The sequence below is a fragment of the Streptomyces tanashiensis genome, assembly GCF_014648895.1.
Lineage (GTDB): Bacteria > Actinomycetota > Actinomycetes > Streptomycetales > Streptomycetaceae > Streptomyces > Streptomyces tanashiensis.
This window is the reverse complement of record NZ_BMRZ01000025.1, coordinates 58,103-69,476: the sequence shown is the minus strand read 5'-3', so window position 1 is coordinate 69,476 and position 11,374 is coordinate 58,103. Positions and strand designations below refer to the sequence as shown.

The 11,374-nt window shown below is 74.4% G+C and carries 11 protein-coding genes; 7 read left to right on the top strand and 4 right to left on the bottom strand.

All coding sequences use genetic code 11. The features are described 5' to 3' along the window. Together IE237_RS38630 and IE237_RS38625 are read left to right on the top strand one after the other, a co-directional pair. On the top strand, nucleotides 1–123 hold a 123-nt coding region (locus IE237_RS38630; protein WP_189806888.1), incomplete at its 5' end, for a heme-binding protein. 36 nt (nucleotides 124–159) lie between these two features. Further along, nucleotides 160–789 carry an ankyrin repeat domain-containing protein gene (locus IE237_RS38625; RefSeq protein WP_189806887.1) on the top strand — a complete coding sequence of 210 codons (630 nt, stop codon included), beginning with the start codon at nucleotides 160–162 and terminating at the stop codon, nucleotides 787–789. Here the strand turns inward: IE237_RS38625 and IE237_RS38620 are convergent. After that, the gene (locus IE237_RS38620; protein WP_189806886.1) at nucleotides 760–1,368 is read right to left on the bottom strand and encodes a CGNR zinc finger domain-containing protein; all 609 of its coding nucleotides are present in this window, start codon (nucleotides 1,366–1,368) and stop codon (nucleotides 760–762) included. The genes IE237_RS38625 and IE237_RS38620 overlap by 30 nt on opposite strands. A gap of 38 nt (nucleotides 1,369–1,406) precedes the next feature. On the opposite strand from IE237_RS38620, the gene IE237_RS38615 reads away from it, so the two are divergent. Beyond that, on the top strand, nucleotides 1,407–2,780 hold the full coding sequence (locus IE237_RS38615) for an MFS transporter (RefSeq protein WP_229844024.1): 1,374 nt from the start codon (nucleotides 1,407–1,409) through the stop codon (nucleotides 2,778–2,780). Here the strand turns inward: IE237_RS38615 and IE237_RS38610 are convergent, their stop codons facing one another. Then, the gene (locus tag IE237_RS38610; RefSeq protein WP_189806885.1) at nucleotides 2,781–3,440 is read right to left on the bottom strand and encodes a hypothetical protein; all 660 of its coding nucleotides are present in this window, start codon (nucleotides 3,438–3,440) and stop codon (nucleotides 2,781–2,783) included. It lies immediately after the preceding gene. 207 nt (nucleotides 3,441–3,647) lie between these two features. Between IE237_RS38610 and IE237_RS38605 the strand changes: the two genes are divergently transcribed. After that, nucleotides 3,648–5,141 (top strand): hypothetical protein, encoded by a 1,494-nt coding sequence (locus IE237_RS38605; RefSeq protein WP_189806884.1) that lies wholly within the window; start codon nucleotides 3,648–3,650, stop codon nucleotides 5,139–5,141. 117 nt (nucleotides 5,142–5,258) lie between these two features. After that, the gene (locus IE237_RS38600) at nucleotides 5,259–5,438 is read left to right on the top strand and encodes a hypothetical protein (RefSeq protein WP_189806883.1); all 180 of its coding nucleotides are present in this window, start codon (nucleotides 5,259–5,261) and stop codon (nucleotides 5,436–5,438) included. A 109-nt stretch (nucleotides 5,439–5,547) separates the two neighbouring features. Here IE237_RS38600 and IE237_RS38595 read toward each other — a convergent pair whose 3' ends face one another. Further along, nucleotides 5,548–6,699, bottom strand: coding sequence for an acyl-CoA dehydrogenase family protein (locus IE237_RS38595; protein ID WP_189806882.1), 1,152 nt, complete (start codon nucleotides 6,697–6,699; stop codon nucleotides 5,548–5,550). Between the two features lie 118 nt (nucleotides 6,700–6,817). Between IE237_RS38595 and IE237_RS38590 the strand changes: the two genes are divergently transcribed. Together IE237_RS38590 and IE237_RS38585 are read left to right on the top strand one after the other, a co-directional pair. Next, nucleotides 6,818–7,423, top strand: a complete 606-nt coding sequence (locus IE237_RS38590) for a TetR/AcrR family transcriptional regulator (RefSeq protein WP_189806881.1) — start codon at nucleotides 6,818–6,820, stop codon at nucleotides 7,421–7,423. Nucleotides 7,424–7,627: 204 nt separating this feature from the next. Beyond that, on the top strand, nucleotides 7,628–8,938 hold the full coding sequence (locus IE237_RS38585; RefSeq protein WP_189806880.1) for an ROK family transcriptional regulator: 1,311 nt from the start codon (nucleotides 7,628–7,630) through the stop codon (nucleotides 8,936–8,938). A gap of 49 nt (nucleotides 8,939–8,987) precedes the next feature. On the opposite strand, the gene IE237_RS38580 is transcribed toward IE237_RS38585, so the two are convergent. Next, a complete protein-coding gene (locus tag IE237_RS38580; RefSeq protein ID WP_189806879.1) occupies nucleotides 8,988–11,339 on the bottom strand; it encodes a bifunctional serine/threonine protein kinase/MFS transporter in 2,352 nt (783 codons plus the stop codon). Between the last annotated feature and the right edge of the window lie 35 nt (nucleotides 11,340–11,374).

Sequence of the window (11,374 nt, the reverse complement as noted above, 5' to 3'; positions counted from 1 at the left end):
GCCGGCGGCGCCCCCGTCACCGCCAAGGGCGCCCCGATCGCCGGCATCGGCGTCGCCGGCGCCCCCTCCGGCGACCTCGACGAGAAGTTCGCCCAGGCCGGCGTCGCCACGCTCGGCAAGTAACCGACGCCGCAGGCGCCCGCCTACGAGGAAACCGCCATGAACGCGCTCGACCACACCCTTCTGGCGGCCGCCGCACACGGTGACACCGTCGCCGTCCGCGCGGCCCTCGACGCGGGCGCCCGCGTCGACGTCCGCGACCGGCACCGCCGCACCCCGCTGCTGCGGGCCGCGCTGCGCGACCACGTCCCCGCCGCGCGGGCGCTCCTCGCCGCGGGCGCCGACCCGAACGCGCAGGACGACCGGTCCGACAGCCCGTGGCTGGTCACCGGCGTCACGGGCAGTGTCGCCATGATGCGGGCCCTGCTCCCGGCGGGCCCCGACCCGAAGCTGACGAACCGCTACGGCGGCACCGCCCTCATCCCCGCCGCGGAACGCGGACACGTGCCGTACGTCCGCGCCGTGCTCCACGAGACGGCGATCGACGTCGACCACGTCAACCGGCTCGGCTGGACCGCGCTCCTGGAGGCCGTCATCCTCGGCTCGGGCGCCCGCGCCCACCAGGACGTGGTCGCTCTCCTCCTCGGTGCGGGCGCGGACCCCGAACTCCCCGACCCGTACGGCCGCACGGCGCTCCACCACGCCGAACGCCACGGCCTCACGGAGATCGCCGCCCTCCTCAGGACGGCGGGCACCGGCTCACGCGGGGTCCTGCGCGGAGCCGCCTGAGCCCTCGGCGGAGTGCCGCCCCCGGTGGGCGGCGACACGCTCGCGGGTGGCACAGCGGCGGGAGCAGTACCGGCGCTCCGGCCCGCTGCCCTGCGCGACGAAGACGTTCCGGCAGCTGCCCGACGCGCAGGTCCTGCCGGGCGGGCGCTGCCGGTCCCAGACGAGGACGGCGAGCGCCATGCAGGACGAGGAGAGCAGCCACTCGGCCCAGGGGGCGTCGTCGTCCCGGTCGATGTGCGCGTGCCAGGGCCCGGTGCCGCCGTGCGAGGTCAGCCGGAGCGGCCCGGTGTGCTCCCGCAGCAGCCGGTTGAGAACGGTGGCGGCCTCGTCGGCGGTCGCCGCCTCGAACACCTCCCGCAGCAGATCCGCGGCTTCGCGCATCCCGGCGACCTCGCCGGGATCGAGCGCGACGGGCCCCGTCTCCCCGTAGGCCAGGAGCACGGCGGCGACGTCGCCCGGGTCCGGCCGGTCGTCGGCGAGCACGTTGACGAGAGCGGCGGTACGGCGGGCCGTGGTCAGGACGGAGTGACGGGTGGACCAGTCGTCTTCGATGGCGGACACCCTCGGAATGTAACGCATCTTGCGGAGTTTTGAGTTACCTCCGTACCGTCCCACCGGTGAGAGACAAGAACGCGACCGGCATCTGTCTGGCCGGAGCCCTGACAGCCCGTGTGGGAGACGAGACGTCCGGACCGGCGCTGCTCCTCGCCGGATTCGCACTCGCCGGATCCACCGCCGAGGCATCGGCCCTGCTCGCGGGCATCAGCCTCGCGGCCGCGCTCGGCGGACCCGTGCTCGGGGCGCTCCTGGACGGGGCGGCCCGCCCGGGCCGCCTGCTCGCCGGAGCGGTCGTCCTGTACGCGGCGGGCCTGACGCTCGTACTCGTCGGGCTCGGCCGGCTTCCGTTCGCCGTCACCGTGGCGACGGCGGTCCTCACGGGCCTCCTCGGACCGGCCCTCTCGGGAAGCTGGTCCGCCCAGTTGCCCCGGGTGACGACGAGCGACCGGCTGCCCCGGGCGAACGCGCTCGACACGATGACCTTCGGCGCGGCGGCCCTGGCCGGCCCGGCCCTCGCGGGCGGGCTCGCGGAGACCCTGGGGGCGCCGACGGCCGTGGTGGTCTCGGCCGCACTCATCGCCGCGGCGGCACCCGCGGCGTGGCTCCTGCCCGTGCACACGGGGAGGCGAGGGACCGGGGCCCTGCCCGCGGGGACGCAGTCGACGGGTGCCCTGCACTCGGGGGCACGGCCGACCGGCGACGCACGCACGGGCGCACAGCCGACCGGCGACGCACGCACGGGGACGCGAGGGACCCGGGCCCTGCCCGCGGGGAAGGGGCCCGACGCGGAGGCACGCGCCACCCGGACCCGAGACATACGCGCCGCGCGCGTACGGCGCGTACGGCCGCTCCCGGCCCTCGGAGGCGCCCTGGTCTCCGGGACACGCACCGTCCTCGGGAACCAGAAGCTCGCCCGGGCGACCCTCACCTCGGTCCTCTCCTGCGTCGCCCAGGGCATGCTGACGGCCTGTGTCCCGCTCCTGGGCGAGCAGGTCCTCGGCGGAGCCGGCCGCGGGGCCGTGCTCTTCTCCTGCGCGGCGATCTCGGCCCTGGCGGTCAACGCCCTGCTCGCACGGTTCCCCCTCCGCCTCTCCCCCGACGCGCTCGTACGGGTCGGCGCGCTGGTCCAGGCCGGCGCACCCGCCCTCGCCCTGACGGGCCGGCCCGTGGTCCTGGTGGCCGCCTTCCTCCTCTCGGGGATCGGCGAAGGCCCCCAGCTCACCGCCTTGTTCGCGGTGCGGCACCGCGAGTCCCCGGACCATCTGCGGAGTCAGATCTTCACCACCGGCGCCAGCCTCAAGATCACCGGTTTCGCTCTGGGCGCCGCCGCGGCGGGACCGCTGGCGACCTGGTCCCTCCCGGCCGCACTGACGGCGGCGACCGCCGTGGCGCTGCTCGCGGCGGGGCGCCCGCGGGCCGGGGGAACCCCCTGATCAACGATCGGCCCCGGCGGGCCGACGCTCCGGAGCCGCGTGCGGCATCTGATGACGCCGCTCCGGCCCCGCGTCCGGTGTCGACAGCCGCTGCCGCCGGTCCAGCGGGGCGAGGGCCAGCAGCAGCAACAGGCCTGCCAGGGGGAGGAGATCCAGACTCATGGCGGCGACGGCGATGCCCGCGACCACCACGAGCGGACGCCAGACCTCGATCCTCCGCATCGTCGCCAACTGGGCCGTGAGCAGGACCAGGCCGACGTAGAAGAGCGACGGGCCGACCGTGTAGACGGCAGGCGTGACGCCCGGATGGCTTCTGACCTCCTCGAACAGCACGTCCATGGCTCCCCGGTCCGCGCACAGGAATCCGATCACCAGGTCGATCACGGTCTGCGCCGCCGCCGCGGCCGCCCCGAGCACACCCACGACGGCCGCGGTGTCGGCGAACCGTCTCGCCGCCGGCCCGCGCCCCGCGCCGGCCCACCGTCTCATCCGCCACATCACCGTCACGAAGGCCGACACGGAGACCAGCAGTGCGAGATGACCGAGGCTCCAGGACAGGCCGGGGCCGTGGTCGGCATCGGTGAGGCGGATGGCTCCGTAGAGGGTCATGCAGAGGGGACCGACGGTGTAACTCGCCCACTGGCGCGTGGTGTTCGTCATGGAACGATCATGCTCGCGGACCGCCGCCCCAGGTATCGGGGACAGCCCTGAGCGCACCCCCGGATCCCCCGGCCCGAGGTCAGGGTCGGACGTCGGGGCACCCGGCGTGTTACTCAAAAGTAATGTTGACAACCCTTCACCTTTTCGGTGCTCCGCTGCGAGACTCCGGCTCCCGGCCAGCCCTCCCCTTCCCCGGATGGATCCGACATGCTGCGTCACGCCCTCGCCGCGACCGTCCTCACCGTCGGCGCCCTCGCCCCGGGCGCCCCCGCCGCGGCCGCCCCCGCCGTGGCCGCCGAGAGCCCGTGCCGACCGGTCGGCACCGCGGGACTGGCCGACCTCGTCCCCGGCGACAGCACCCTCGGGCTGTCCGCGCTGCCGCCCGCGACCGTCGACCTGCCCGCGCGGATCTCTCTGCGCGGCACCACGGAGACGTTCAACCGGCGATGGTCCTTCGCCGTGCGCGACGGCAGGATGTACGTCAAGGAGGCCTCCGCGAGCGGAGGTTGGCGCACCATGGACCTGCCCGACTGCCTGGACGGCCGGATCACCGGCATCTCCGTGGACGACGACGAGCTCGTCGCGCTCGACGAGAGCGGCCGCATCCACACCATGGACCACGCCCTCAACGCGCCCTGGACATGGAACTGGACGTACCGGTACGGCGCCCCGCTGTGGCTCGGCGACGGCAACACCGTCCCGTACGGCTCGACCCGCTGGACCTGGTCGGTCCTCTCCCCCGGCGAGGACAAGGTGTGGCGCGACAGCGCGGGCAACGACCATCCGGTCGGCGGCGCGAAGGTCTCCCACGTCTTCGCGCTCAGCCCCGACGGCAGCCGCATCACCTACGTGGACCCCTGGCTCCCCGCCGACCACAGCTACGAGATGGCCACCCCGCACCGCGGCCGCTTCCGGGCCGAGGCGCTGTCCACGGCGGCCTCCACCTCGTTCGTCGTCAATCGCTACGGCGACCTGTACACCCGCCTGTACGACTTCGACATCGCGGGCTCCGACCGCGTCTTCTTCTCCTACTCCTACGAGGACCAGCGCGGGGCCGCGTTCCCGAAGATCCAGCTGCCCGCGCCCGACTGGGTCCGGCAGCCCAAGGTCCCCTCCTCCGGTCAGATCACCGACCGGATCTCCGTCCACAAGACCGGCAGGGGATCGGACGCACGCGAACTGCGCGTCGAGGGGCGGGACCACGGGCGCACCGGCTTCTGGCACAAGGCCCTGACCGACTCCGTCTGGTCCTTCACGGAGACGGGCGAACCCCTGCGGGGGCGCCTCCTCCGGAACACCCCCGACGACCGCTCCGCGGACACCCTCGCACCGGCCTCGCCCTACGACTACGCCGGTACCCGGGGCGGGGTCAGCGCCCGCGTCGACGCGTTCGCCGTCGCGGTCACGAGCACCCCGCTCCTCCTGCGCGCGGGAGACCGGGAGCTCACGGTCACGCTGCACACGGTCGACGGCCTGCGCCAGTCCGTGCAGTACCCCGGTCTCACCTCCCAGCCGCGCGTCTTCTACGGCACCGTCGAGGTCCCGCGGTCCGTCCTCGACGACCTCGAAGCCCAGCAGCCCGCACTGCGCGACCTCATCCGCGACCGGCTCGGATCCGCACGCTTCACCGACACCGACGTGGTCGTCACCGACCGGACCATGACCATCGCCCGCCTCGGCCTCACCCTGAACCGCACCTGAGACCGGACCGCGCTCCCGTCCCGGGCCGCGCCCGGGACCCCGAACATTCGGCGGCGTGGTGGAGCCCACGTCGACACCGGACCGGCTTTGTCAGTCTCAGGCCGTAGCCTTGACGTCATGCCCGATTCGCACAGAGAGACCCCTGGCCCCGAAGCCCTGAACGATGCCATCCGCACCCTGTGGGCCCGAGCCGGCGAACAGCGCCGCTCGCTGACGGCCGACGAGCAGCGGATCTACCAGGTACTCGTGGCGGCCTGGGCCGAGGCGACGGGTGCCGAGCAGGAACTCGCGGCCTAGAAATCCTCAGGCGCCGTTCCGGCACCCTGCCGTCCTACCGACTGCCGACGAGGCCCGCACCTGTCCGGTGCGGGCCTCATGCGCGTCGTGCGGGGATCACTCGCCGGGATCACGCCGGCCGGGCGAGGCCCCGGCTGATGACCAGACGCTGGATCTGGTTCGTTCCCTCGAAGATCTGCATGATCTTCGCCTCGCGCATGTAGCGCTCGACCGGGAAGTCGCGGGTGTAGCCGTAGCCGCCGAAGACCTGGACGGCGTCCGTGGTGACCTTCATGGCCGTGTCGGTGGCGATGAGCTTGGCCGCGCTGGCCTGGCGGCTGAAGGGGCGGCCGAGGTCGCGGCGGCGGGCCGCGTCCAGGTAGGTGGCACGGGCCGCGTCGACGGCGGCGGCCATGTCGGCGAGCAGGAAGCCGAGGCCCTGGTGGTCGACGATCCGGCGGCCGAAGGTGGTGCGCTCGTTGGCGTACGCCACGGCGGCGTCGAGGGCGGCCTGGGCGAGGCCCGTGGCGCAGGCGGCGATGCCGAGGCGGCCGCTGTCGAGGGCGCTGAAGGCGATCTGGAGACCCTGGCCCTCGTCGCCTATGAGCCTGTTCTCCTCGATGAGGGCGCCGTCCCAGTACGCGGCCGTCGTCGGCACGGCCTGGAGGCCCATCTTGCGCTCGGGGGCGCCGAAGCTCAGGCCCTCGGTGGCGCCGGGGGCGAGGAAGCAGGAGATGCCGTGGCTGCCGGGAGCCGTGCGGGCGAAGAGGGCGTAGAAGCCGGCCTTGCCGCCGTGGGTGATCCAGGCCTTGGTGCCGGTGACGCGGTAGCCGCTGCCGTCGGCCTGGCGCTCGGCCTTGCAGGAGAGGGCGGCGGCGTCGGAGCCGGCCTGCGGCTCGGAGAGGCTGTAGCCGCCGATGGTCCGGCCCTCCAGCATCGCGGGCAGCCATCGTTCCTTCTGCTCCGGCGTGCCGAAGGTGTGGAGGGGGTGGCAGGCGAGGGTGTGGACGCTGGTGGCGACGCCGACGGCGGCCCAGCGCGCGGCGAGCTCCTCCAGGACCTGGAGGTAGACCTCGTAGGGCTGGCCTCCGCCGCCGTACTCCTCGGGGTACGGGAGGCCGAGGAGCCCCGCCTCGCCGAGGGTGGCGAAGAGCCCTTCGGGATAGGTCTCGGCGGCCTCGTGCTCGTCCACCCGCGGAGAGAGCTCCTTGTCGGCGATCTCCCGGGTGAGGGCGATGAGGTCCGCTGCCTCGGGGGTGGGAAGCAGGCGGTCGACATCCATGTTGGCGACTCCAGCGGCGCGCAAAGTGGTACTGGGGAAGGTACTGCAGTACCGCTTAGCGTAGCGCAGACGGGTGCCGCCGTAACCCCCCGAAAGGGCGGCCTGGAATACTGGCGGGGTGATCGAGACCTCCGCCGCCGACGCCCCCAAGCTGACGGGCCGCGGAGCGGCGCGCCGCTCCGCCCTGTTCGAGGAGCTCGTCGCCCTGCTCGTCGGCGAGGGGTTCGCCCGGCTCACGCTCGACGATCTCGCCGCGCGCCTGCGCTGCTCGAAGCGGACGCTGTACGGCCTGGCCGGCAGCAAGGAGCAGCTAGTCCGGGCGGCGGTCGTGCACTTCTTCCGGCGCGCCACGGCCCGGGTCGAGGCGGTCCTGGCCGCCGCGACGGATCCGGCCGAGCGGCTCGCCGCCTACCTGCGGGCGGTCTCGGCCGAGCTGGCGCCCGTCTCGCCGCAGTTCTTCGACGATGTCGCCGCGTTCGAGCCGGCGGCGGAGGTGTACGAGCGGAACACGCGCGCGGCGGCGGGCCGGGTGCAGCAGCTCATCGAGGAGGGCGTGCGGGCCGGGGTGTTCCGCGAGGTGCACGTGACCTTCGCGGCCGACGTGATCTCCTCGGTGATGGTCCGCATCCAGCGGCGCCAGGTGGCCGCGGCGACCGGACTCGCCGACGCCGAGGCGTACGAGCAGCTGGCCGAACTGCTGCTCAGCGGACTCCGCAGGGCCTGACCGCGTGGACCCCCGGACCCCGTGAAGCGCCCGCCGAACCCTGGCCGTCCGGTGGGCGTCCCGCGCGGTCCCGCGTTCAGGAGGTGAAGGCTCCGACGGCCTTTCCCGGCTTATTTCAAATCTTGAGTTAAAGATCAAGAGAAGAGCCTGTGAGGGTCCCGGCAGCGGTATGTTGCATGGAGGACTACTTCACAGGGGGCCCGAGTGACCATGCGGAACGGCCGGACCGTGCGGGACCTGCGGCGCGAGAACCGCACCGCCGTCCTGCAGCGCCTGTACTTCGACGGCCCCACGAGCCGCTTCTCGCTGGGCCCCGCCACCGGACTGAGCTCCGGCTCCGTCAGCAACGTGGTCGCCGAGCTCGTCGCGGAGGGACTCGTCGAGGAGGCGGGCAGCGTCGACTCGGCCGGCGGGCGCCCCCGCACCCTGCTGCGGATCACCCCCGGCAGCGGCTGCATGATCGGCGTGGACGTCGGCGAGACCCGGGTCCGGATCGAGCTGTTCGACCTCACCATGACCGAACTCGCCCGCACGGAGAGCCCCCTGGCGGTCGACAGCCCGCGCCCGCACGACCGGTACGAGGTCGGGGTCGTCGTCGAGCACGTCCGGGCGGGCATCGCGGAGGTGCTGGACACGGCCGGCGTCCCCGTCGAGGGCCTGCTCGGCGTCGGCGTCGGCGTGCCCGGCATCGTCGCCCGCACCGCCGAGGAGGGCGCGGTCGTGCACGGCCAGACCATCGGCTGGGACGCGGTCCCGCTGGAGCGGCTGCTCCGCGAGAGCGTGGACCTCCCGGCCTCGGTGCCGTACTGGATCGACAACGGCGCCAAGACCCTCGGCCAGGCGGAGATGTGGTTCGGCGCGGGCCGGGGCGCGCGCAGCGCCGTGGTCGTGCTCTTCGGCTCGGGCGTCGGCGCCTGTGTGGTCACGGACCCGATGGAATCCGGCCGGGCGCTCGAATGGGGTCATCTGACGGTACGGGTCCGGGGCCGCCGCTGCCGCTGCGGCGCCCGGGGCTGCCTGGAGGCGTACGCGGGCGCGGAGGCGCTGCTGGAGCGCTGGCGAGAGGCGGGCGGGCGGCCTCCGGCGGGCGCGGACGAGGAGACGGCCCTGACCGCGATGCTGGCGGCCGCGTACCCGGCGGACCCGGCGGCGGCGCCCGACGCGACGGCCCTCGAAGTCCTGGAGGAGACCGCCGAGTACCTGGGCGCCGGTTTCGGCGACCTCGTCAACCTCTTCCAGCCCGAGCGCATCCTCGTCGGCGGCTGGGCGGGCCTCCAGCTCGGGGCCCGCTTCCTGGAGACGGTGAAGGGGTACGCGACGGAGTACGCGCTGACGTACCCGGCGGCCCGCGTCGGCATCGGCCTGGGGACCCTGGGCCCCGACGCGGTGACGGTCGGCGCGGCGATCCTGCCGCTCGCGGACTTCTTCGCCCGGGGCGGACGCCGGGCCGAGCCGGAGACCGTGGAGGAGCAGCCGGCCTGGGCGTCGACCGTACGGGAGAGGGCGGCGCGCTGAGCGGGCGCCGGGACCAGGGCCTGTCCGACCCTGATCCGCCGGACAGGCCCTAGTTCACGGCGGGGGCAGGCGTCCTCGACGTCACCATCAGGCCCGCGACGAGCCCGGCGATCAGCAGGAGGAGGACCGCCCACCACGGCGGTCCTCCCCAACCGACGAAGAGTGCCGTCCCGAGGGCCGTGCCCACCGTCTGGGCCGTGACGACGGCCGCCGCGGCCCCGCCGGTGTGCCCGCCGAGGCCGGCGGTGACCACGGCGGCGAAGAGCGGCATGAAGGCCAGGCCGATCCCCAGACCCGCGACCATCATGGCCGGGAGCATGGCGGTGTACGCGGCGCCGCTCTGGAGGCCGACGATGGTCAGGGCCACCCCGATCGGTGTGATCACCAGGCCCGCCACGACGAGGACGCGGGGCGCCACGCCACGGCCCAGCAGCCGCGGGGAGATCAGGGTGGCGCCGACGGCGACCGTCGCGACCATGGGGAGCATGGCCAGCCCGCCGACGAGCGTCGAGTACCCGAACTCCCACATCAGCATGAAGGCCAGGGACGGGATCAGGGCGAGGATTCCGGCGCCGGACAGAAGCACGGCGAGCAGGCCGCCGAGCCGGTTGCGGTCCTTGAGGACGTACGGGGGCAGCAGCGGGTGCGCCGCGGCGCTCTGCCACCCCAGGAAGACGGCGAGCAGCACCACGCCACCCGCCAGCAGGCCCAGGGCCAGGGGGGAGCCCCAGTCCGGCCACATCTTGACGGAGCCGTACAGCAGCGCCGCGGTCCCGAGGGCGCCGAGCAGGACTCCGGCGAGGTCGAAGCGGGCGCCGGTGCGGTCCGGGCGGTCCTGCGGCAGGACGCGGGCGCCGGCCAGGGCGATCAGGGCGAGGAGGACGACGATGCTCAGAACCACCCCCCAGCCCATCTCCAGGGTCGCGATCCCCACGGCCGGCCCGCTGACGGCGGCCGTGGCGTAGACGCCGAAGGCCCTGGCACGCGCCCTCGGTCCGGGGAAGGCCGTGGCCACCAGGGTCAGCGCCGCCGCCGTCACCAGGGCGGCGAACCCGCCCTGGAGGACGCGGGCCGCGACCAGCACGGCGGGAACGGACGCTCCGGCCGAGCCGCCGAGCACACAGGCCGCCACGAGACCCGTCAGGCCGACGACCAGCGTCCGTCGGCCGCCCAGCCGGTCGGCGAGGTGCCCGCCGAGCAGCAGCAGCGCGGCGAAGGGGACGGCGAAGGCGTACGCCTCGGGCAGGTCACGGCCGAGGCTGTGCTGGAAGGGGTCCTGCGTCGTCGCGCCGAACAGCGCCGCCAGCTGCGCGAGCACGATCACCGTCAGGCCCCGCCCGCGCCGGGGCGCCGGGGCGGGCACCTCGTGCGCGGGAGCCGTCGGAGTGTAGGCCGGGGCGAGCGGGGGCGCCGGCGTCGCGGCGCGCGGTGCCGTCTCCGTCACGGGAGGCGCGACCGCCCGGACGGCGGGCTCCGCCACCGGTTCGGCGCGCGCCGCCGGTACGAAGTCGAGCAACTGGGCCGCGTGCCGACCCAGTTGGACGAGGACCTCGCCCGGCAGCCAGACCCCGCCGTCGCCGCCGTCGGTGAGGGCGGCGATCCGCTCGGGGGTGGGCCGCGCGGCCGGGTCCTTCTCCAGGCAGGCGCGGACGAGGCCGAGCAGCGACTCGGGCACGCCGGTGAGGTCGGGCTCCTCCTCGGCGACCCGGAAGAGGTGGGCGTTCAGACCGGTGTCGGTGGCGCCGAAGAGGAGCCGGCCGGTGGCGGCGTACACGAGGACGGCCCCGAGGCAGAACACATCGCTGGCGGGGGTGAGTTCGAGGCCGCGGACCTGCTCCGGGGACATGAAGCCGGGCGAGCCGATCAGCATGCCGGTGCGGGTGTGCAGGCTGTCGCCGGCCAGGCTGTCCATGGCGCGGGCGATGCCGAAGTCGATGACGCGGGGCCCGTCCACGGTCACGAGGACGTTGGACGGCTTGAGGTCGCGGTGGATCAGGCCCGCCTCGTGCACCACCCGCAGGGCGAGGGCGAGGCGGTTGGCGAGGACGCGGACCGAGTGCTCGGGCAGCGGGCCGAAGTCGCGGGCGACGACGGTGGTCAGGTCGGGCCCGGCGATGTACTGGGTGGCGACCCAGGGCACCGCCACCTCGGTGTCCGTGGCGGCGTCGAGGACGCCGGCGGTCCAGCTCCCGCCCACCAGCCGGGCGGCCGCCACCTCGCGGGCGAAGCGTCTGCGGAACTCCGGCTGGGCGGCGTACTCGGACTGCACGACCTTGACCGCGACCGTACGTCCGACGTCGGAGCGGCCGAGGTAGACGAGGCCCATGCCGCCCGCCCCCAGACGGGCGATGAGACGGTACGGGCCTACGTGCGTCGGGTCTTCCGGGGTGAGCGCGTCCACGTCAGGAATCTAGCCGAGGCGGTCGGCGCAGTCCG

What these genes read in the sequence shown, in the direction of transcription:
- IE237_RS38625 (WP_189806887.1), top strand. Translation starts at nt 160, where the DNA reads ATGAACGCGCTCGACCACACCCTTCTGGCGGCCGCCGCACACGGTGAC.
- IE237_RS38620 (WP_189806886.1), bottom strand. Translation starts at nt 1,368, where the DNA reads ATGCGTTACATTCCGAGGGTGTCCGCCATCGAAGACGACTGGTCCACC.
- IE237_RS38610 (WP_189806885.1), bottom strand. Translation starts at nt 3,440, where the DNA reads ATGACGAACACCACGCGCCAGTGGGCGAGTTACACCGTCGGTCCCCTC.
- IE237_RS38605 (WP_189806884.1), top strand. Translation starts at nt 3,648, where the DNA reads ATGCTGCGTCACGCCCTCGCCGCGACCGTCCTCACCGTCGGCGCCCTC.
- IE237_RS38600 (WP_189806883.1), top strand. Translation starts at nt 5,259, where the DNA reads ATGCCCGATTCGCACAGAGAGACCCCTGGCCCCGAAGCCCTGAACGAT.
- IE237_RS38595 (WP_189806882.1), bottom strand. Translation starts at nt 6,699, where the DNA reads ATGGATGTCGACCGCCTGCTTCCCACCCCCGAGGCAGCGGACCTCATC.